Below are 21922 nucleotides of genomic sequence, written 5' to 3'. Positions count from 1 at the left end.
ACCTCCACACTGAGGACAACCCGACTACCGGCCGGTACTTACCGGCCGGTAGTCATGCTGTGACACGTGTCAGACGAGGTCAATCACCCTACCGAGTCTTTCTTGACGGAGATTCAGTGAAGGGCCTGCTGGACGAGCGCGGGCTCGTCCAGCGTCAACGTACCCGCGTCCGCATCGAGTTCGGCCCGGAGCCCGAACGGAATCGTGAGCGCGCCCTCGCAGTGCCCGAACCCGAAGTGTTCGACGACGGGCACACCGAGGCCGCCGAGCCGGTCGGCGAAGACCGCGCGCAACCCCTCGTACGGACCGCAGTCCACCCATGAACCGAGTGCGATCCCGGCGACGCCGTCGAGCCATCCGGCCCGCAGGAGCTGGGTCAGGATCCGGTCCAGCCGGTACGCCTCCTCGCCGATGTCCTCGATCAGGAGCAGCCCTCCCCGGGCCGAGGCACGCGCCTGCGGTGTGCCCAGATCGGCGGCGAGCAGGCTCACACAGCCGCCGAGGGTCACGCCCCGGGCTCGTCCCGGCACCAGCGCGGTGCCCTGGCTCGACGCGATGGTCCGCACCGACTCCGGCTCGAAGAGCGTCGCCCGCAGATGCTGCTGCGCCCGCGCGTTCTTGAGGAAGTCGACGGCCGCCACCATAGGTCCGTGCAGGGTCGCGAGGCCCACACGGGTCGCGAACGCCTCGTGCAGCGCCGTGATGTCGCTGTACCCGACGAACACCTTGGGCCCCGCGGCCCGTATGGCGTCCCAGTCGAGGAGGTCGACCATCCGCTGCACGCCGTACCCGCCACGGGCGCACAGGACCGCGGCGACGTCCGGGTCGCACCAGGCGGCCTGGAAGTCCGCGGCCCGGTCCGCGTCCGTGCCCGCCAGGTAGTCGAACTCGCCGTGCCGGTCCAGGACATGGGGCGCCACGACCGCTTCGAGATCCCAGCCGCGCAGGATGTCGAGACCGGCCTGGAGCCGCTCCTCGGGCACGGGTCCGCTGGGCGCGACGACGGCGACGCGGGCCCCTGCGGCGAGCCGTGCGGGCCGGGTCAGGGGGGTCGGTGAGGTCACTCGGTGTGCTCCAGATCCTGCTCGAAGTCCCGATCGAAGTTCTGGCCCGAACGTCGGCCGAAGGGTTTCACTTGGCCAGCTCCAAGGTGGGGATACCGGACGGGTTCAGCCCGAAGACCTGTGCGTACAGCGAGAGTTCGGACTCCAGCACCCGCACCATCGTCTCGGCCCGCCGGAAGCCGTGCCCCTCCCCCTCGAAGGCGATGTAGGCGTGCGGAACGCGTCGCCCCTGTTCCTCCAGCCTGGCCAGGAACCGCTCGCACTGCACCGGCGGGCAGATGGCGTCGTCGAGTCCCTGGAGCAGCAGGAAGGGCACGTTGATCCGGTCGGCGTGCTCGGAGGGCGAGCGCTCCACATACCGGCCGGGCACTTCGGCGATCGGCCCGACCAGCGACTCCAGATACTGCGACTCGAAGTCGTGGGTCTCCCCCGAACCCCATCCGACGAGGTCGAGGATCGGATAGAGGATCGTGCCGCAGGCGTACACATCGGTGCTCGTCAGGGATGCGGCGGTCGTCCAGCCGCCCGCGCTGCCCCCGCGGATGGCGAGCCGCAGTCGGTCGGCGGTGCCCTCCTCGGCGAGCGCGAGCGCGACGGCCGCGCAGTCCTCGACGTCGACGACGCCCCACTGCTCGCGCAGCCGGTTGCGGTACTCCCGCCCGTGTCCCGTCGAACCCCCGTAGTTGACCTCGGCGACGCCGATCCCGCGCGAGGTGAAGTAGGCGATCTCCAGGTCGAGGACAAGGGGCGACCTGCCGGTGGGACCGCCGTGTGCCCAGACGACGTACGGCGGCAGCTCGTCGCCGGGGGCCACATGGTCGGGGTGGTGCGGTGGATAGATGTGCGCGTGGATCTCGCGCCCCGCGGGTCCGGTGAAGGTGCGGATCTGCGGCTCCGGGTAGTACGCCGGATCCACCGGGTCGTCGTGCGCGGCGCCGATCACCCGGGCCCGCCCGGTGCGGGCGTCCAGCTCGACGACCTCGTAGGCGCTGCGGGGGCTGGCGCCGACGCCCACGATCCTGCTGCCGTGCGCGACGAGCGTCGGGGCGAACTCGGTCCAGGGGCCCGCGGCGTCGACGACCTCGCCGGTCTCCGGGTCCAGGACCCCGAGCGCGGTGGCACCCCGCCCGTGCACGACGGCGATCAGCCCGCTCTCCAGCGGTGCGAACCAGCGGTACCCGATCCGCCACAGCGAGCCGCCGAACTCCTCCTCGCGCGGGCAGACGGCGTCCTCCTCGCCGTCCCGGCCGAGCCGGTACAGATTCCACCAGCCGGTGCGGTCACTGACATACAGCAGCGTTCCGTCGGGGGCCCAGTCGGCCTGGACGACGGACTCCTCCGGGCCGCCGGCCACGGACCGCACGGCGCGCAGCGTCCCGTCGGCGGCGACGTCCGCGAGGACCACCTCCGTCCCGTCCCACGGCATCCGCGGGTGGTCCCAGGCGAGCCAGGCCGCCCGCCGGCCGTCGGGCGAGAGCCGGGGGCAGGTGACGAACCGGTGCCGGCCGTCGGTCAGCTCCCGCACGGCGTCTCGGTCCTGTGCGGCAGACCCGTCCAGGGGCACCGCGGCGACGACCCGCCGTACGTCGGTCGGCCCGTCTCCGGTGAACTCCTCCAGGACGCACCACACTTCACCGCGCTCCACCCGCAACTGCGGGTCCACCCAGCGCAGTCCGTCGCCCACGGGCGATACAGGAGTCAACGGCCGTGGCTCGCCGTCGGCCTCGTACAGATACAGCCGCTGATCGGCGAAGTTGACGAAGACGACCAGGGGGCCGTCGGGGCGCATGACCCCGGCCCAGGGGTGACCGCCGTACTCGATGACGCGGCTGCGTACGTTCCAGGGGGCCGGCAGCACCGACTCCTCCGTGCCGTCGGCCTTGCGCCGTACGAGCGTGCGCCGCCCGGCTTCCGTCGGCCGTGGTTCGGTCCACCAGGCCTCCTCGCCCACGAAACCCACGAACTCGGCGTGCCCGTCGTGTGCGGCGGCGAGCGTCGCGTCGATCGGCGAGGGCCACGAACCGTATGCCAGGCTCTGCATCCCGTCCCCCTAGGCCGTGCGCAGAAAGCGGTCGAGGACGCGGACGCCGAAGTGGAGCGCCTCGACCGGCACACGCTCGTCGACGCCGTGGAAGAGCGCCTGGTAGTCGAAGCCCTCCGGGAGCCTCAGCGGCGCGAAGCCGTATCCGGTGATGCCGAGACGCGAGAACTGCTTGGCGTCCGTGCCGCCCGACATGCAGTACGGCACCACATGGCCCTCGGGCGCGAACTCCTCGACGGCCGCGCGCATCTTCGCGTACGTCACCGAATCCACCGGCGCCTGAAGAGCCACCTCACGATGGTGGAACTCCCACTCCACGTCCGGTCCGGTGAGCCGGTCGAGGGTGGTGCGGAACTCGTCCTCGCCGCCGGACAGATATCTGCCGTCCACGTAGGCGACGGCCTCTCCCGGGATGACGTTGATCTTGTAACCGGCGCTCAGCATGGTCGGGTTGGTGCTGTTGCGCACCGTCGCCTCGACGAGCGCGGCGGCGGGACCGAGCTTCTCCAGGAGGCCGTCGACGTCGTCGAGATCACCGTCGATGCCGTAGAGAGCCGCGAGTTCGGTCAGTGCCGCGCGCACGGTCGGGGTGAGCCGCAGCGGCCACTCGTACGCCCCGATCCGGGTGATCGCGGCGGCGAGCCGCGTCACCGCGTTGTTCCGGTTCACCTTGGAGCCGTGCCCCGCCCGCCCGTGTGCGGTGAGCTTGAGCCAGCCGGTGCCGCGCTCGCCGGCCGCGATCGGGTACAACTGCCTGCCGCCGCCGTCGTGGAAGGTGAAGGCCCCCGACTCACTGATGCCCTCCGTGCAGCCCTCGAAGAGTCCGGGGTGCTGATCGGCGAGGAACCCCGAGCCGTCCTCGGCACTCGCCTCCTCGTCGGCGGTGAACGCGATGACGACGTCGCGGCGAGGGCGTACCCCACCGCGCGCCCACGCGCGAACGACGGCCAGGATCATCGCGTCCATGTTCTTCATGTCGACCGCGCCGCGCCCCCAGACGACACCGTCGCGGATCTCCCCGGAGAACGGGTGCACGCTCCAGTCCTCGGCCTGCGCGGGCACGACATCCAGATGGCCGTGGACGAGCAGGGCGTCGGCGGACGGGTCGGTGCCCTCAATGCGGGCGACGACGTTCGTACGCCCCTTCGTGCGCTCCAGGAGTGTGGGCTCCAGGCCCGCTTCGGAAAGCCGCGCGGCGGCGTACTCGGCGGCCGGGCGCTCCTGGCAGTCCCCGCCGCCTCGGTTGGTCGTGTCGATACGGATGAGGTCGGACGTGAACCGTACGACTTCGTCGAGAGCCAGCGCGTCAGCCATATTGCTCCTCCACCGCGGCCGAGACGATCGTGGTGACCGCCTTGAAGGTGCGAATCCCCTCGTACATGGTGTCGCTGGTGTACGCCACCTTCCGCTCCCCGGTGCGCTTGACACCGGGCACGACGGTGGCGGCCATCGACAAGTGCTCGGCGTCGAACTCCAACGCGACGGTGAACGGACCGCCGACGACGGGCTCGTGACGCACTGCCAGCGACGCCGCCTCCTTGGCGGCGGCCCTGATGTCGGCAGCGGTCCTGGACGGCGTACGGCAAACCGCCGCGTAGCGCGAGACATGGTCCTTGACGGCGACCTTCAGCGCCTCGGGCGCGTATCCCAGCGCGTCCTCACAGGCCACGTCGTCGCCGGTGACGAGCACGATCGGCACCCCGTACTCGGCGACGACATGCGCGTTGAGCAACCCCTCGCTGGCCCGTATGTCGTTCACCCACACGCCGGTGATGGAGTTCGCCAGATAGGTGTGCGCGAGGACGCCCTCCATGCCGGCGCCCGCGTGGTAGCCGACGAACGCGATGCCGTCCACGTCGTCGTGCTGCACTCCCTCCACCATGGACAGCGACTTGTGCCGCCCGGTGAGCATCTCCGCTCTCTCGTCCAGCCGCTCAAGGAGCAGGTTCCGCATGGTCGAGTGGGCCTCGTTGATCAGCACCTCGTCGGCGCCGCCGTCGAAGAAGCCGAGCACGGCGGCGTTGACGTCCGAGGTGAACATCGAGCGGCACCGCTCCCACTGGGGAGTCCCCGGCACCACGTCGGCCGGCCAGGTCACACCCGTGGCGCCTTCCATGTCGGCGCTGATGAGGATCTTCATGCCTCGTCACGTTACGCGGGAAAGCAGAGGCGGGCCAGGAGCCCGATTCGCTGAAAATGCACGGCAGCAGACGGTGTACGACGAGTCCGGCTGTCAGGCTTCCCCGGCGAAGTCACCCACCGCGATTCGCGGCAGGCTGGTACGGCCCCGGACAGGAGGTCTGCCCCGCACCGAGCTCAAGGCCGGGAGGTGGGTGGCGTCGCCGGGCAGTCGGACTCGTCGTACGTCGAGGATCCACGCCCCGAGCGCCACCGCCAGGTTCCCCTTGCGGCAAGCACTCCTCCGCCCGACTTGTGCCCTCGCCCGGCTCGACGGCCGGCCCGCCGTGCAGCTGGCTGCCGGAGCTACGCCACATCAACAGCTCACGCAGGCAACCCCGACCGAAATGGACAATTCGGCCACAAGTTGCGGCGGTCCTGCAGCCAGGGACTCGCACGACTTCTCACGTCTGCATCGGCTTCAGGGCATACGAAATCGGTCTTTCTGTAAGCCTGCGCGTGAGCCCTACCAGCCACATCACTCCTTCGTGTACCTGCAGCAGCGAGTTGCCCAGCAAAGGCTCGCGCGCTCCACTGATCCGCCCACTGTCAGGCAGCGTGCCCCGCCACCAGCCACTTCGACGGAAGTTCGATACGCGAGCCGTCGGCCGTGTACTCGGTGGTGACGAGGGGGAGTTCGCCGCTCGCCACGATCGTGAGGCCCGCGGCGCGGAGGTACTCGGGGACCGCGGCGTCCGCGACCTCGCCGGGGGCGATGCCGTGCCGGAAGACCGGAGCGAGCTTGGGCGGCGGCCCGTCGGCGCTCTGCGCCAGGCCCCTCAGCACGAGTCCGGCGGCCTCGGCGAGTTCCACGAGGAAGACCCGGCCACGCTCCCCCACCAGCGTCGCCAGGCCGTCCACCAACGGCTGCCGGTCGTCCGGCTCGGCCTGGTGGAGCACGCCCCGCATATAGACGTTGGCGTCGCCGAGCTCGGCGTGCAGCGTCTGGGCCTCGGCCTTCTCGGCCGCGTCGAGCAGCCGGTACCCGGCCTGGCCCGCCGGGTCGGCAAGGCGGGCGTGGTCGAGTGCCGCGGCCGACAGGTCGGCGCCGACGACGTGGGGAAAGCGGTCGGCCAGGAAGCGGGTCTGGGTGCCGTTGCCGCAGCCGAGGTCCACGACCGGCAGGTCACGAGCCGTCAAGTACGGTTCGAAGAGGGGGAGGTGGACGCCGACCGTCAGCGCGGGTTCGGCGTCCCAGAAGACCGCCCCCTGTTCCTCGGGGGCCTCGCGCCAGAAACCCTCCCAGGCTTCTCGGTACCGACTCGTCACACTCATGCCCGCTCCCCAGGTTGCGACTGCGGCCCGCCGGGACCTGGCAGGCCAGAACGGTTTATCGCGCCCGGCGCGAAGCGACAAGCGGATGGCGCATTCCTTCACGGCGCATTCGATACCGTGCGCCTCCGCGCGCCGCCCGCGCCCCCTCCCTCCCGGGCGTCGCACGAGGGGCTCAGCGTCGCGGCAGCGTCAGTTCGAACCACACGGTCTTGCCCGCGCTGGTCCGGCTGGTCCCCCATTCGCGGGCGAGCGTGCTGACGACGCGCAGGCCGCGCCCGAACTCGTCGCCGGGCCCGGCGCTGAGCAGCGTCGGCAGCGTGTGATCGTCGTCGTCCACCTCGCACAGCAAGGTGTCGCCCCGGACGAGCCGCAGCTCGATCTGGCGGCTGTGCGCGTGCCGTACGGCATTGGTGACGAGTTCGCTGACCATCGGCTCGGCGCTCTCGGCGAGGGCGGTCAGGCCCCACACATGCAGCTGTTCGCGGACCACGGCGCGTGCCCTGCCCACTTCCAGGGGTTCGAGCGCGAACCGCCACTCGGCGACGTCCTCGGGCTCGATGCCATTGAGCCGGGCCATCAGGAGGGCGACGTCGTCCTTACGGCCACCACGGGTGTTCAGCGCGCGGATGATGGTGTCGCAGGCGTCGTCCATGGACGCGGCCGGGTGGGCGGCGGACTCGCAGAGCGTGGCGAGGCCGACGCCGATGTCCTCGCCGCGCACCTCGACCAGTCCGTCGGTGCACATCACAAGCCGGTCGCCGGGCGCCACGCGCACGCGTACCGCCTCGAAGGGGACTCCGCCGACTCCGATGGGCGCGCCCGTCGGCAGGTCGAGCAGCTCGCTGTACCCGTCGGCGGCGCGGACCAGGACGGGCGGGATGTGGCCCGCGTTGGCGATGTGCAGCTCGCCGGCGATGGGGTCGTAGACGGCGTACAGGCAGGTCGCGAGGTAGTTGTCACCGAGCCGCTGAGCGAGGTCGTCGAGGTTGCGCAGCAGCTGGGCGGGCGGCAGGTCGAGTGCGGCCATGGTCTGGACGGCGGTGCGCAACTGCCCCATCATCGCGGCCGAGTTGAGCCCGTGCCCCATGACATCGCCGACGACCAGGGCGGTGCGGGAGCCGGGCAGCTTCACCGAGTCGAACCAGTCGCCGCCGACCCGCCCGAGGAGCGTGCCGGGCAGATAGCGGGTCGCGATGTCACACCCGGACATGCGGGGCGAGATGTGCGGCAGCATGCTGTCCTGGAGGGTCTCGGCGACGCTCTCCTGGTACGTGTACATGCGCGCGTTGTCGAGTACGAGGCCCGCGCGGGCGGCGAGTTCGGCGCCGGTGACCCGGTCCATGTTGTTGAACTCGACCCGCTCGGGGTGGCGGAGCAGGATCATGAAACCGAGCACCACATTGCGGGCCTTCAGGGGCACGACGAGCATGGAGCGGTTGGTGATGAGCGGCCTGATGTCGCGCTTCTCGAACTGCGCGGCGATCATGTGCCCCATCTGCTCGCTGATCCGCGGTACGAGGACGGGTTCACCGGTGGTCATGCACTGGAAGAACGGTGTGTGCGCCGGAAAGGGCATGGCCTCGCCGACCGGTACGACGTCGTCCCAGCGACCCGGCTCGTCCGTGTGCTCCAGAGCGACCCGGTGCCACATGGTGGTCGTGTCGGGCACCCCTTCGTGGAAGCCCTCACCGGCGACGACCTGTTCACGCAGGTACGTGCCCGCCACATCGGTGAAGCGCGGCACGACGGCCCGGCTGACCTCGAGGATGGTCTGCGCCAGGTCGAGAGAGGTGCCTATGCGGCCGCTGACCTCGTTGAGGAACTCCAGGCGCTCGCGCACGGCGACGTATTCGAGGTCCTCGCCCTCGTCCCGGACGTCCTGGGGCACGGGCTCGCCGGAGGCGGCAGCCCGGGCCGCCCGCTCGCGACGCGCCTTGCGCTCGGCTCGCCGGGGCACGCCCCAGTCGGGGGTGACGGGCACCCGGTCGTTCTGGCTGAACTCCAGGACCGGATAGCCGAGTTCGAGGACCTGCGAGACGATGCGGGCGCTCTCGCCCACGCTCATGCTGGGCAGGATCTCGGGCAGTCTGCGGGCCAGCTCCTCGGCGCCGGGGAAGTCGGTGTGCAGCGCGAAGCCGGGTGCGATGCGCTCGACGGCCGCTTCGTCGGCATCGGGGCCCTCGTGGCGCATCGCGCCCGCGTCGGCGGCGAGCACGAGCAGCCGCTCCCGTCCCGGGCCCACCAGCGGGTACGCCCACCACAGGACGTCCACACGCTCACTGCCGACCGCGGTGAGCCGGGCGCGCCCGGCGGCCGGGTAGGAGAGCCGCCCGTCGAGGGAGGACTCCAGGTCGGGGCCGAGTCCGTCGTACGCGGCGTAGCCCCCGTAGGGCGCTGTGTCCGCGTCCTCGGGGAGCGCGCCGGAGACGGGGAGCAGGTCGACGGCGGGGCGGCCCACCGCGTCCTCCTTGGGGGCGCCGAACAGGCGCCTGGCGCCGGTGCTCCAGTGCGACACCACGCCGTCGCGGTCCACGACGACCACGGCCAGCGGGATGCGGCCGACGGCGGCGTGCTCCGCCGCGCCGTTCCCAGCTTCGCGGCTGGGAGCTGTGCCCACTTCGGTGCCACGATCCATGGCCCAGGCCCCTTCTCCCCACGGCTCCGCAAGATCTGTGCCGCCTCCACTACCGTACGGCGGCGACCCGTCGCGATGTGTGGCAACACGGGAATTGACCTCTCCAGGGGCGGCTCCGGCGCACAACGGGCCGCACAACGCCCCATCTGCCTAGTCTTCGTGCCCCAATTGCAAGTCCCGTTCCGTCCTGCCACCCCCGGCGACCTGGAGCACAGTGGCCACGGGCGGATAGCCCGCCGCGATGACGGTGTACTCACCGGAGGACAGGTCGACGAACCGGAACGTTCCGTCTGCGCCGGTGGTCAGCGTGTCCACCACGTTGCCCGCGGCGTCCAGGAGCGTCACGCGCGCGTCCTCGACGGGGCGTCCGCCGCCCGCCCTTACAGTGCCGCGCAGTACGGCGCCACCGGCCAGTTCGACGTCCTGGCGGGTCTCGCGCGCGGCCTGGACGGTGACGGGGAGCGCGGCCGGGCGGAACGCGGGCGCGCTGGACGCGAGGGTGTACTCACCGGCCACCAACTCCGTGATGACATAGCCGCCTTCGCGCCCGCTGCGCGTGGTGGCCACCACTTCACCGTGCACATTGGTGAGCGTGACGGTGGCGTCGCGCACCGGGGTGCCGTCCGCGGTCAGCACGCTTCCGGCCAGGCGTCCCGCGCCGCCGAGGACGACGTCCAGCTCCACGGGGCGTTCGCCGACCGTCACCGAGACGGCCTGCGGCTGGTGGCCGCCCGCCGCGGCGATCAGGACGTACGACCCCGAGCCGGGCGTGGACAGCGCATACCGCCCGTCCTCGCCGCTGGCGCCCCGCCCGATCTGCTGTCCCGCGACATCGATGAGGGTGAGCGCGGCGCGTGGCACGACGGTGCCGTCGGGGTGCTGCACCGTGCCGCAGACGGGAACTCCGGCCGCGTACGCCGAACGGGTCCGCGGAATCTGGGCGTTCACCTGGGCGGACTCCGGGTCGGCGGTGGGGGTGTTGTGGGACACCAGAGGTTTCTCCTTGAGGAAGAAGGCGATGAGCAGGCCCAGGACCAGCACCGGCACGAGGTAGAGGAAGATCCGCGGCATGGCGTCCGCGTAGGCCCCGATGTAGTCGTCGCGCAGGGCGGCGGGCATCGCGTGGACGAGCTGTGGGGTGAGGGACTCGGAGTCCGGAAGGCCGGCCCCCGCGCGCGGGGGGAGACGATCGGCGAGCGCGTCGGTGAGCCGATGGGCGAACAGGGTGCCGAAGATGGCGGCTCCGACGCTGCCGCCGATCTGCCGGAAGTAGTTGTTGGCGCTGGTCGCCGCGCCGAGGTCGGCCGGTCGTACGGAGTTCTGCACGGCGAGGATCAGGACCGGCATCACCATGCCGATGCCCGCGCCCAGCACCGCCATCCAGATGCTGTAGTGCAGCCGGGGAGTGTCCACTTCGAGGCGCGACAGCAGCCACATGCCCACGGCCGAGAGGGCGCTGCCGAGGACGGGATAGAACTTGTAGCGGCCGGTGCGGCTGATGAGCTGCCCGGAGGCCACGGAGGCGCCGACGATGCCGCCCATCATGGGAAGCATCAGCAGTCCGGACTCGGTGGCGCTGGCTCCGTCGACCATCTGCAGGAAGGTCGGCAGGTAGCTGGCGGCCCCGAAGAGGGCGACGCCGATGACCAGGCCCACCAGAGCGGTGGTGTTGAAGACGCCGTCCTTGAACAGCCGCAGTGGGATGAGGGGTTCGGCCGCGAAGCGCTCGGCGACGAAGAAGAGGACGGTCGCGGCGAGCGCGCCGGCCCCGAGCCCCAGGATGACCCGCGAGCCCCACGCGTACTCGGTGCCGCCCCAACTGGTGAGCAGCACCAGGCACGTCGACGCGGCGGCGAGGAGCAGTACCCCGAGCAGGTCGAGGCGGCCCCTGGCGGCGGGCTTCGGCAGCTTCAGCACGACGGTGACGACAGCCAGCGTGACGAGGCCGAAGGGCACGTTGATGTAGAAACACCATCTCCAGGAGAGGTGGTCCGTGAAGTAGCCGCCCAGGAGGGGGCCGGCAACCGAGGCGAGGCCGAACGCGGCGCCGATCAGGCCCATGAAGCGCCCGCGTTGGCGCGGCGGCACGATGTCCGCGATGATCGCCTGCACGCCGATCATGAGGCCGCCCGCGCCGACGCCCTGGATCGCGCGGAAGGCGATCAACTCCTCCATGGTGCGCGACCATCCGGCGAGCGCCGAGCCGACGACGAAGACGGCGATCGCGAACTGGAAGACGCCCTTGCGGCCGAAGAGATCACCGAACTTGCCGTAGACCGGGAGTCCGACAGTGGAGGTGAGCAGATAGGCGGTGATCGCCCAGGACATCTTGTCCAGGCCGTGCAGCTCCCCGACGATCTTCGGGAGCGCGGTGGCCACGATCATCTGGTCCAGGGCGGCGAGCAGCAGGGCGAGCATGAGTCCGAAGAAGACCAACCGCACGTGACGTGGGCCGAGTTGGGCGAGCTCGGCCGTCGCATCGGTGGAGTCCTGCGGGGGCGCGGCAGCCGGTTGGTCCTTCACCAGAGTGATCCCGCCCACGTACCGCTCCCCTCGTCGCGCCCACTGCACAATTCCCGCTTATCGCGACAACTGCGAGTAAGCGCGACGAGTTACGGCGTGTCGTCGCGCGACAGGGAGGTCCACTCGAAACGGTGAGGCGCCAACGGACCCTGCGCGGCCGCCCCTTGGCGAGCAGACCGCGTGGGACTACTTCTCCATCTCGGTGGCGAGCTTGGCGAGCACCGCGTCGTAGATCCGGGCGAGACCCTTGGGCGCGAAGGTCTTCTCGAAGAAGCCGCCGATGCCACCCGCGCCGTTCCAGACGGTGGTGATCACGACGCGCGACTTGCCCTCGCCGGCCGGGGTGACCCGCCAGGTGGTGACCATCGAGGAGTTGCGGTCCTTCTCCACGAGCTCGCCGTCGGTGGGCTCGCTCACCTCGAGCAGGCAGTCGCGGACGCGCTTGCTGGTGGCCTGGAGTTTCCAGTGGACGAGGGTGCCCTCGCCGTCGCCGCCCTCGCGCACCTCGTACTCGCTGAAGTGTTCGGGCAGCAGCGTCGCGCGCGTGCCGCTGTAGTCGGCCAGGGCGTCGAACACCGCCTCCGCGTCCGCCGCGATGACCCGCTCCGTCGTGGCCTCGACCTGCGCCATGGCACTTCCTCCAGCAATTGGTTCCTCGGGGGTGTGCGGCCAGCCAACCACCAGGCGGCCCGGCCGCCCAAATCGGGGTCCGCGTAGGGCGTGGACCGGCCACCGGGAGCCGCCCGGAGGTGCCGCGGGAAAGGAGGTCGCACGATCAAGGGAACATGTGTTCTATTCTGTGTCCAGTGCTATCGAGGAGGCGTCATGCGCTGGGAGAACCTCACAGTGGACCCCGCCGGGGACCCCGCCCGGGACGCCGCGCTGTTCGGCGCGGACGCGGTGACCACCCGGACCTTCGACACTCCGGAGTTCCGCGGAATCACCTTCCACGAGATCCGGGCGCGCTCGATCGTGAACCGGGTGCCGGGGGCTTCCCGCATGCCCTTCGAGTGGACGGTCAACCCTTATCGGGGGTGCACGCACGCGTGTGTGTACTGCTTCGCGCGCAAGACGCACAGCTATCTGGACCTCGACACGGGACTCGACTTCGACTCCCAGATCGTGGTGAAGGTCAACGCGCCGGACCTGCTGCGCCGCCAGCTCGCCTCACGCCGCTGGCAGGGCGAGCACATCGCGATGGGCACCAATGTCGACTGCTACCAGCGCGCGGAGGGCCGCTACCGCCTGATGCCCGGCATCATCTCCGCGCTGCGCGACCACGCGAACCCCTTCTCGATCCTCACGAAGGGCACACTGATCCTGCGCGACCTCGACCTCCTGAAGCAGGCGTCCGAGGTCACCGACGTCGGCATCTCCGTCTCCGTGGGCTTCACCGACCCCGACCTGTGGCGCACCGTCGAGCCGGGCACACCGGCGCCGGAGCGCCGCCTGGACGTCGTGCGCACCCTGACGGACCACGGCATCGGCTGCGGTGTCCTGATGGCCCCGGTGATCCCCTTCCTGGGCGACCACCCGGCCCAGCTGCGCGCCACGGTACGGGCGATCGCGGCCTCGGGCGCCACCTCGGTGACCCCGCTCGTACTGCACCTGCGCCCGGGCGCCCGCGAGTGGTTCATGGCCTGGCTGGAGCGCCATCACCCGTATCTCGTACGGCGTTACGAGCGGCTGTACGCGGAGGGCGCGTACGCCCCGAAGTGGTACCAGCGCCGAATCACCCGTCAGGTCCACGAGCTGGCCGAGGAGTACGGCATCGGCCCCACGCACGCGGGGATGCCCCGCAGGATCACCACCCCCGCGGAGCCGACCGCGCCGGCGGAGCCGACTCAGCTCACGCTGCTCTGACGCACCTTCGAATCTTCCCTGACGGCATCCGAGCGCATCCCGCGGCTCAATCGGGTCAAGTCTCCTCAGAACGAGTTCTTCCGGGCTCCCTTTCCGGGACGATGCGGCGAGGGCCGTGGCCTGCACGGCTCAAAATCCTCCGTCCTGGGGAGGCTTTATGAATAAACGCGCAGCTGCTCTTTGCGGGGCAGCCGCCGTGGTGGCCGGGATGATCACGTCGATCCCCGCCGACGCGAGCGTCGGCTCCGCGACCGCACCGCGCACCACCCAGACCGCGAAACTCACCTGGAAGAAGTGCGGCACCAGCGACTATCCGAGGCTCCAGTGCGCGTCCCTGAAGGTGCCGCTGGACCACTCGAACCCGCACAGCCGGCTGATCACCCTCGCCCTGTCCCGCGTCCCGCACACCGCGAAGACGTACCAGGGGCCGCTGCTCGTCAACCCCGGCGGACCCGGCGGCAGCGGTCTCACACTCGCCGGATTCGTGGCGTCGTCGCTACCGAAGAAAGTGGCGGCGCAGTACGACGTCATCGGCTTCGACCCGCGCGGTGTCGGCGCCAGCGAGCCCGCCCTGGCCTGCAAGCCCGGGCAGTTCAACCCGGCACGCCCCGACACCGTCCCCAGCACGCCGGCCATGGAGAGGGCCAACCTCGACCGCGCCACGGCCTTCGCCAAGGCCTGCGGCACCAAGTACGCGAGCCTGCTGCCGTACATCGACACGGTGAGCGCGGTCCGGGACATGGACTCGATCCGGAACGGGCTGGGCGCCAAGAAGATCAACTACTTCGGCTACTCGTACGGCACCTACCTGGGCGCCGTGTACGCGAAGCTCTACCCGAACCGCGTACGCCGCCTGGTCCTGGACTCCATCGTCGACCCCACCGGCGTCGGGTACGACGACAACATCGAACAGGACTACGCCTTCAACGACCGCCACCTGGCCTTCCTGGCCTGGGTCGCCAAGCACAACGCGACATACCAGCTCGGCACCGACCCGGCGAAGGTCGAGGCCAAGTGGTACGCGATGCGCGCGGCGCTCGCCAGGAAGCGCGCCGAGAAGAAGGTGGGCGCCTCCGAACTGGAGGACACCTTCATCCCCGGCGGCTACTACAACGGCTACTGGCCCCACCTCGCCGAGGCGTTCGCGGCCTATGTGAACGACAAGAACTCCGACCCGCTGGTCGAGGCGTACAGCAATTTCGGCGCCGTCGGTGCCTCGGGCGACAACGGATACAGCGTCTACACCTCGGTGCAGTGCCGTGACTCGTCCTGGCCACGCGACTGGAACCAGTGGCGCAAGGACAACTGGGCGGTGTACGACAAGGCACCCTTCATGGTCTGGAACAACGCCTGGTACAACGCGCCGTGCGCCTTCTGGCCGACGGGCTCACTCCAGCCGATGGACGTCTCCAACAAGGACCTGCCCCCGACGCTGCTCTTCCAGGCCACGAACGACGCGGCCACCCCGTACGAGGGTGGTGTCACCGTCCACCACCTGCTGCGCGGCTCCAGCCTGGTGGTCGAGCAGGGCGGCGGCAACCACGGCATCACGCTGAGCGGAAACGCCTGCCTGGACAAGTACCTGGCGACGTATCTGACCAGCGGCAGGGTGCCGCACAGCGGTGGCGAGATCGACGCGGTGTGCAAGACACTGCCGGACCCGGAGCCGCTGACCACCACCAAGGCGGCTTCCACCACCTCGCGCGGCTCCGCGCTGCACGGGCTGCTCGGCTTCCGGAGCTGAACCCCCGCTGAGCAGTGCCCCGTCGGGGGCGTTGTCAGACCCATGGTCCACCATGGACGCATGAGTGAGCTGACGCGCATTCCCGCCCCCGACGGGGTCGCCCCCGCCGCCGCGTACACCCACGTCGTGATGGGTACCGGCCGCTTCGTGGCGGTCTCGGGACAGCTCGCCCTCGACGAGAACGGCAAGCTCGTCGGCGAGGGCGACCCGGCCGCCCAGGCCCGTCAGGTCTTCGAGAACCTGCGCCGGTGTCTCGCCGCCGCCGGGGCCACGTTCGACGACGTCGTCAAACTCACCTTCTTCGTCACGGACATGGCCCACATGCCCGCGATCCGCGCGGCCCGCGACGCGCACATACCCGCCGACCGGCTCCCGGCCGCTTCCGCCGTCCAGGTCGCCGGTCTGGTCCGCCCGGAGTTCCTCATGGAGATCGAGGCGTACGCGGTGGTGGCCGAGTGAGCGGGCTCCTGGTCCGCGAGATGACCCTCGACGACTGCGCCCGCGTGGCCGAGATCCGTATCCGAGGCTGGCAGATCGCGTACAAGGGCCTGATACCGCAGTCGTACCTCGACGCGCTCAGCGTGGAGAGGGACGCGGCACGCCGGCGCGGGTACTTCGAGCAGGGCGGCGGCGAGATCGTGAACCTGGTCTCGGAGCGGCACGGCGAGGTGATCGGCTGGGCCTGCCACGGACCGTACCGGGACGGTGAAGTCGGCGCGGGCGACGTCGAGTTGTACGCGATCTACGTGCATCCCGACCGGGTCGGCGAGGGGGTAGGGCGCGCGCTGCTGCGGGAGTCGGTCGATCGGTGCGTGGCTGCCGGGCACGCAAGGATGCTGCTGTGGGTGCTCAAGGAGAACGCTCCGGCCCGCCGCTTCTACGAGCGCGCCGGCTTCGCCCCCGACGGCGCCGAGGAGCCATTCGACGTGGACGGGGTCGCGGTGCCCGAGGTGCGGTACGTGCGCGTGCTGGCCGACGCCGGAATGGACTGACATACGCCTGCGCCGTCTCCTTGGGCCGCACGTGCACCTGCGCCGTCTCCTTGGGCCGCACATGCACCTGCGCCGTCTCCTTGAACCGGTACATACGCCTACGCCGCCTCCTTGGGTCAGGCGTAGGCCTACGCCTCATCCTTCGGCAGCCGCGCCAGCGCATGCACGGCCGCCTCCGCGAGTGCCGGGTGCGCCAGCGCCTCGTTCAGGACGGGTCTCGCGCGTACGTCCCCCAGCGCGCCCAGGCCCTCCACGCACGCGAGCGCGACCCCGCGGTACGGGTCGTGCGGGCGCAGCCTGCGCTCCAGGGTGGTGATCAGCGTGGGCACGGCCTCGGGAGCGCGCAGCTCGACCAGGAGCCGTACCGGGTGGAGCGCGTAGGCCACGCGCAGCTCGTTCGTGGCGAGCGCGGCCGCCGCGCGGGCCGTGCGGGGGTCGCCGAGCCGCGCCAGGGCGTACGCGGCGGACGCGCAGCGCTGCGGGTCGCGGTGGTTGAGCAGCAGGACCAGCGCCTCGAAGGCCCGCCGGTCCCCGGCGGCCCCGAGCCGGAAGGCGGCCAGCTCCCGGGCCCACAGCGGCTGCCCCGGAGCGCTCAGCGCCGCCGCCAGCCCGTCGAGGTCCTCGGTCGCCAGCAGGCGGTCGTACTCCGCCGAGGCCCCGGCCTCGGTCCGTAAACGCTCCGTGAGTGATCGCAACGCTTCGTCCATGGCGCCGAGCCTAGAGAAGCCTGTGAGGCGCGGGGACGTACATCACAAACTCGGGGGCTGGCGCGCTCGTTACTGGCGGGTTAAGCTCAGACGAGCGAGTTACCCACTCGCGTCGTACTTGCGGTGGCCTGGTGACGCAGCCGCCGTGAGAGCAGTCGGTTCGGTACTTCAGGTACCCGCGTACGACACGGCTCCGGGACAGGGCCGGTCGGTCAGCACCGTTCCGCGCGGCGTCCGTTCTTCGGCGCCCTCGGACGGCACCGGGCGTGTGCGCTCGTCAGCCCGGCAACACCCGCAACCTCCGCACTGTGTGCGCCTGTTGGCGTACCCACGTGCGCTCCTCAGTCGTCACCCTCTCCCTGGAGTCCCGCGATGGCCACTCCCCTGTCCGACACCCCTCTGTCCCCGCTCAAGACCGTCGCCGTCATCGGCCTCGGCACCATGGGCACCGGCATCGCCGAGGTCCTCGCCCGGGCCGGCCGCGACGTCATCGGCATCGACATCAGCGAAGCCGCGACCACCCAGGCCGTCACGGCGCTCGAAGCGTCCACCGCCCGCGGTGTGCAGCGCGGGCGGTGCACCGAGCAGGAGCGTGCCGACGTTCTCTCCCGCTTCCGCACGTTCACCGATCTGCGGGCCGCGGCCGACGCCGACCTGGTCATCGAGGTGACCCCGGAGTCGTACGACATCAAGCAGCAGGTCTTCCGCGCGCTCGACGACATCGTGCGCCCGGAGACGATCCTGGCGACCGGCACCAACGCACTGTCCGTGACGCGCCTCGCCGCCGACTCGGCCCACCCCGAGCGCGTGCTCGGTCTGCACTTCTTCAACCCTGCGCCCGCGATGAAGCTGGTCGAGGTCGTCTCGTCCGTGCTCACCGCGCCGAGCGCGGTGGCCGCGGTCACCGATCTCGCCCTCGAACTCGGCAAGGAGCCCGTCGCTGTCGGCGACCGGCCCGGATTCGTCGCCGACGGGCTGCTGTTCGGCTATCTCAACCAGGCCGCCGCGATGTACGAGGCGAAGTACGCCTCCCGCGAGGACATCGACGCCGCGATGAAGCTGGGCTGCGGACTCCCCATGGGCCCGCTGGCGCTGCTCGACCTGATCGGCGTGGACACCGCGCGGACCGTCCTGGAGGCCATGTACGCCGAGTCGCACGACCGGCTGCACGCCCCGGCGCCCATCCTCAAGCAGCTCAGCGAGGCGGGCCTGACCGGCCGCAAGTCGGGGCGCGGCTTCTACTCGTACGAGGCTCCCGGCAGCACCACCGTCGTGCGGGACGCGCTGACGCCGCTGGAGGGGGCCGCTCTGGCCCCGGGCCGCACGGTCCGCTCCGTCGGCGTCGCGGGCTCCGGCACGATGGCGTCCGGTATCGCCGAGGTCTTCGCCAAGGCCGGGTACGAGGTCGTCCTCGCCGCCCGCAGCGAGGAGAAGGCGCAGGCGGCCAAGGCCCGTATCGGCAAGTCGCTTTCGCGCTCTGTCGACAAGGGCCGGATGACGGCCGAGGCGGCGGCGCAGACCCTGGAACGGATCACCCCGGCGGGCTCGTACGACGCCTTCGCCGAGGTCGATCTGGCGCTGGAGGCGGTCGCCGAGGACCTGGAGATCAAGCAGCAGCTGTTCGCCACGTTCGACAAGGTCTGCAAGCCCGGCGCGATCCTCGCCACCACCACCTCCTCGCTGCCCGTCGTCGCCTGCGCCCGCGCCACCTCGCGCCCGCAGGACGTGATCGGCATGCACTTCTTCAACCCGGCCCCGGCGATGAAGCTCGTCGAGGTCGTGCGGACCGTGCTGACCGCGGACGACGTGCACGCCACCGTGCGCGAGGTCTGCGCCAAGATCCGCAAGCACCCGGTCGACTGCGGCGACCGCGCCGGTTTCATCGTGAACGCGCTGCTGTTCCCGTATCTGAACAACGCGATCAAGATGGTGCAGGAGCACTATGCATCTCTTGACGACATCGACGCGGCGATGAAGCTGGGCGGCGGGTACCCGATGGGCCCGTTCGAGCTCCTGGACGTGGTCGGGCTGGACGTCTCCCTGGCCATCGAGAAGGTTCTGCACCGCGAGTTCCGCGACCCGGGTCTGGCCCCGGCGCCGCTCCTGGAGCACCTGGTGGCCGCGGGCTGCCTCGGCCGCAAGACGGGCCGCGGTTTCCGCGAATATGCCCGGCGCTGAGAGTCCGGGCGACTGGTTCGCAGACAGCGCCGACTGGGGCGGACTGCTCGACCCGACCGGAAACCCCCCGCCCGTCGAGGGCGGGGGGAACCCCGGACATGCACGCTCTCCTGCGCACATGCAGTACGTTCGGGTCATGTCCCAGCCCGCCAAGTCCTCACGTACACCAGCCAAGCCCGACGCGCCGGAAAGTGCCGCAGGCAGCCGCGCGGCCGCGCAACGGCTCAAGATGCGCCGAGAGCTGGCGGCCGCGGCCATGGAGCTGTTCGCGACCAAGGGGTACGAGGCGACCACGGTCGATGAGATCGCAGCCCAGGCCGGGGTGGCCCGCCGCACGTTCTTCCGTCACTTCCGCTCCAAGGAAGAGGCGATCTTTCCCGACCACGACGACACCTTGATCCGGGCCGAGGCGGTGCTCAACGCGGCGCCCGCGCACGAGCACCCGCTCGACACCGTGTGCCGTGGCATCAAGGAAGTCATGAAGATGTACGCGGCCCGGCCCGAGATCTCCGTCTCGCGCTACAAGCTGACGCGCGAGGTGCCGACCCTGCGGGAGGCCGAGATCGCCTCGGTGGCCCGCTACGAACGGCTCTTCACTCGCTATCTCCTGGGCCACTTCGACGAGCACGCGCACGACGACGACGCCAACGACGATCCGCTGCTCGCCGAGGTCGCCGCGTCGGCCGTGGTGACGGCGCACAACCATGTCCTACGGCGCTGGCTGCGGGCCGGCGGCCAGGGGGACGTCGAGGCCCAGCTGGACCACGCCTTCGCCATCGTCCGCAAGACGTTCGGCACGGGGATTGGCGCAGGGCGCGAGGCCGCCCCTCGATCGGCGCCCGCTTCCTCCTTCACGGAGGGGGACGTCTTGGTGACCGTTGCCCGGGTCGACGCCCCGTTGGACCAAGTCATGCGAACCATCGAGCAGGCGCTCAAGGAACGGTCGTAACTTCCCTCACAGAACCGCGGCTCCCGCCGCTTGTCCCCATCGCCGGACGGGCTCGATTTGAGCGCGTCCGGCGTTTTTGCGCCCCGAATTCGATCGATCATCGCGCACTCTGATCGATCATCGCTCACGTGTTACGTAAAGATTTCACCTGAGCGCAACTTCTGGCACTCCGTGCCTTGCGGGGTGACACGCCGTGCCATACGTTGAAGGTGTCCGGGCGGCCGGCGTGCAGAGACCTTTCGTACGCCGGCTGTCCCCGCAAGCCAATGGCGAGCGCGCCCGGACGCCTGCGTCACAGGCAACCTCCCGCGCCACAAAGCGCTGCCACAGCACCACCTCCGCCGAACCGACGGCACACCCCTCACACCCAGCAGCAGCACCGACGTAACCCTCAGCGTTCCCCCCTCAGAACGCTCATCGCCGGAGGCAACACCGTGAAGGAAATCCTGGACGCGATTCAGTCGCAGACGGCCACGTCCGCCGACTTCGCAGCTCTGCCGCTCCCCGAGTCGTACCGTGCGATCACCGTGCACAAGGACGAGACGGAGATGTTCGCCGGGCTCACCACCCGCGACAAGGACCCCCGCAAGTCGATCCACCTGGACGACGTGCCGGTGCCGGAGCTCGGACCGGGCGAGGCCCTGGTGGCCGTCATGGCCTCCTCCGTCAACTACAACTCGGTCTGGACCTCGATCTTCGAGCCGCTGCCGACGTTCGGCTTCCTGGAGCGCTACGGCAGGCTCAGCGAGCTCACCAAGCGCCACGACCTGCCGTACCACATCATCGGCTCCGACCTCGCGGGCGTCGTCCTGCGCACCGGCCCCGGCGTCAACGCCTGGAAGCCCGGCGACGAGGTCGTCGCGCACTGTCTGTCCGTCGAGCTGGAGTCCTCCGACGGCCACAACGACACGATGCTCGACCCCGAGCAGCGCATCTGGGGCTTCGAGACGAACTTCGGCGGTCTCGCCGAGATAGCCCTCGTCAAGTCCAACCAGCTGATGCCGAAGCCCGACCACCTGTCGTGGGAGGAGGCCGCCGCTCCGGGCCTGGTGAACTCCACCGCGTACCGCCAGCTGGTGTCGCGGAACGGCGCGGGCATGAAGCAGGGCGACAACGTCCTGATCTGGGGCGCGAGTGGTGGACTCGGCTCGTACGCCACGCAGTTCGCGCTCGCCGGTGGCGCCAACCCCATCTGTGTCGTGAGCAGCGAGCAGAAGGCGGACATCTGCCGGGCGATGGGCGCCGAGGCGATCATCGACCGCAACGCCGAGGGCTACAAGTTCTGGAAGGACGAGCACACCCAGGACCCGAAGGAGTGGAAGCGCTTCGGCAAGCGCATCCGCGAGCTGACCGACGGCGAGGACGTCGACATCGTCTTCGAGCACCCCGGGCGCGAGACCTTCGGCGCGAGTGTGTACGTGACCCGCAAGGGCGGCACCATCGTCACCTGCGCCTCGACCTCGGGCTACAACCACGAGTACGACAACCGCTACCTGTGGATGTCGCTGAAGCGGATCGTCGGCTCGCACTTCGCCAACTACCGCGAGGCCTGGGAGGCCAACCGGCTCGTCGCCAAGGGCAAGATCCACCCGACGCTCTCCAAGGTGTACTCCCTGGAGGAGACCGGGCAGGCCGCGTACGACGTGCACCGCAACCTCCACCAGGGCAAGGTCGGCGTCCTCGCGCTGGCGCCCCGCGAGGGCCTGGGTGTGCGCGACGAGGAGAAGCGTGCCCAGCACATCGACGCCATCAACCGCTTCCGGAACGTCTGAG

Annotated in this window: 16 protein-coding genes; 7 read left to right on the top strand and 9 right to left on the bottom strand. The window is 70.4% G+C overall.

From position 1 onward, the window contains the following. Positions 1-113: 113 nt before the first annotated feature. The 8 genes from ACZ4RZ_RS24735 to ACZ4RZ_RS24700 form a co-directional block, all read right to left on the bottom strand. Positions 114-1064: a S66 peptidase family protein gene (locus ACZ4RZ_RS24735; protein WP_467747618.1), complete on the bottom strand. Its 951-nt coding sequence runs from the start codon at positions 1062-1064 to the stop codon at positions 114-116. Between the two features lie 67 nt (positions 1065-1131). After that, positions 1132-3105, bottom strand: coding sequence for a S9 family peptidase (locus tag ACZ4RZ_RS24730; RefSeq protein ID WP_467747616.1), 1974 nt, complete (start codon positions 3103-3105; stop codon positions 1132-1134). Positions 3106-3114: 9 nt separating this feature from the next. Beyond that, positions 3115-4419: a M20/M25/M40 family metallo-hydrolase gene (locus ACZ4RZ_RS24725; RefSeq protein WP_467747614.1), complete on the bottom strand. Its 1305-nt coding sequence runs from the start codon at positions 4417-4419 to the stop codon at positions 3115-3117. Then, the gene (locus ACZ4RZ_RS24720) at positions 4412-5245 is read right to left on the bottom strand and encodes a M55 family metallopeptidase (RefSeq protein ID WP_467747613.1); all 834 of its coding nucleotides are present in this window, start codon (positions 5243-5245) and stop codon (positions 4412-4414) included. The genes ACZ4RZ_RS24725 and ACZ4RZ_RS24720 overlap by 8 nt, the downstream gene beginning before the upstream one ends. Before the next feature lie 587 nt (positions 5246-5832). After that, positions 5833-6558, bottom strand: a complete 726-nt coding sequence (locus ACZ4RZ_RS24715) for a class I SAM-dependent methyltransferase (protein WP_467747611.1) — start codon at positions 6556-6558, stop codon at positions 5833-5835. 172 nt (positions 6559-6730) lie between these two features. Continuing rightward, positions 6731-9193 (bottom strand): SpoIIE family protein phosphatase, encoded by a 2463-nt coding sequence (locus ACZ4RZ_RS24710; protein ID WP_467747610.1) that lies wholly within the window; start codon positions 9191-9193, stop codon positions 6731-6733. A gap of 150 nt (positions 9194-9343) precedes the next feature. Beyond that, complete coding sequence (locus ACZ4RZ_RS24705) at positions 9344-11734, bottom strand: MFS transporter (RefSeq protein WP_467747608.1); 2391 nt, start codon at positions 11732-11734, stop codon at positions 9344-9346. A gap of 168 nt (positions 11735-11902) precedes the next feature. Beyond that, the gene (locus tag ACZ4RZ_RS24700) at positions 11903-12346 is read right to left on the bottom strand and encodes an SRPBCC family protein (protein ID WP_467747607.1); all 444 of its coding nucleotides are present in this window, start codon (positions 12344-12346) and stop codon (positions 11903-11905) included. A 195-nt stretch (positions 12347-12541) separates the two neighbouring features. Between ACZ4RZ_RS24700 and ACZ4RZ_RS24695 the strand changes: the two genes are divergently transcribed. The 4 genes from ACZ4RZ_RS24695 (at position 12542) to ACZ4RZ_RS24680 (ending at position 16315) form a co-directional block, all read left to right on the top strand. Further along, complete coding sequence (locus ACZ4RZ_RS24695; RefSeq protein WP_467747605.1) at positions 12542-13579, top strand: Rv2578c family radical SAM protein; 1038 nt, start codon at positions 12542-12544, stop codon at positions 13577-13579. Between the two features lie 157 nt (positions 13580-13736). After that, positions 13737-15323: an alpha/beta hydrolase gene (locus ACZ4RZ_RS24690; RefSeq protein ID WP_467747603.1), complete on the top strand. Its 1587-nt coding sequence runs from the start codon at positions 13737-13739 to the stop codon at positions 15321-15323. Between the two features lie 60 nt (positions 15324-15383). Beyond that, positions 15384-15782: a RidA family protein gene (locus tag ACZ4RZ_RS24685; RefSeq protein WP_467747602.1), complete on the top strand. Its 399-nt coding sequence runs from the start codon at positions 15384-15386 to the stop codon at positions 15780-15782. Next, complete coding sequence (locus tag ACZ4RZ_RS24680; protein ID WP_467747600.1) at positions 15779-16315, top strand: GNAT family N-acetyltransferase; 537 nt, start codon at positions 15779-15781, stop codon at positions 16313-16315. Before ACZ4RZ_RS24685 ends, ACZ4RZ_RS24680 begins: the two co-directional genes overlap by 4 nt. 128 nt (positions 16316-16443) lie before the next feature. On the opposite strand, the gene ACZ4RZ_RS24675 is transcribed toward ACZ4RZ_RS24680, so the two are convergent. Next, positions 16444-17022, bottom strand: a complete 579-nt coding sequence (locus ACZ4RZ_RS24675) for an adenylosuccinate lyase (protein ID WP_467747598.1) — start codon at positions 17020-17022, stop codon at positions 16444-16446. A gap of 372 nt (positions 17023-17394) precedes the next feature. On the opposite strand from ACZ4RZ_RS24675, the gene ACZ4RZ_RS24670 reads away from it, so the two are divergent. The 3 genes from ACZ4RZ_RS24670 to ccrA all read left to right on the top strand — a co-directional run bounded on the left by ACZ4RZ_RS24670 (position 17395) and on the right by ccrA (position 21921). Beyond that, positions 17395-19200 (top strand): 3-hydroxyacyl-CoA dehydrogenase family protein, encoded by a 1806-nt coding sequence (locus ACZ4RZ_RS24670; protein WP_467747597.1) that lies wholly within the window; start codon positions 17395-17397, stop codon positions 19198-19200. 136 nt (positions 19201-19336) lie between these two features. Next, entirely contained in the window at positions 19337-20149 is an 813-nt protein-coding gene (locus ACZ4RZ_RS24665; protein WP_467747595.1) for a TetR family transcriptional regulator, read from the top strand. Between the two features lie 434 nt (positions 20150-20583). After that, the gene (ccrA, locus tag ACZ4RZ_RS24660; RefSeq protein WP_467747594.1) at positions 20584-21921 is read left to right on the top strand and encodes a crotonyl-CoA carboxylase/reductase; all 1338 of its coding nucleotides are present in this window, start codon (positions 20584-20586) and stop codon (positions 21919-21921) included. Position 21922 lies beyond the last annotated feature (1 nt).

This window comes from Streptomyces sp. NPDC027189 (assembly GCF_055566975.1).
Note: the sequence above shows the minus strand (reverse complement) of the source record. Positions and strands in the feature narration are given on the sequence as shown.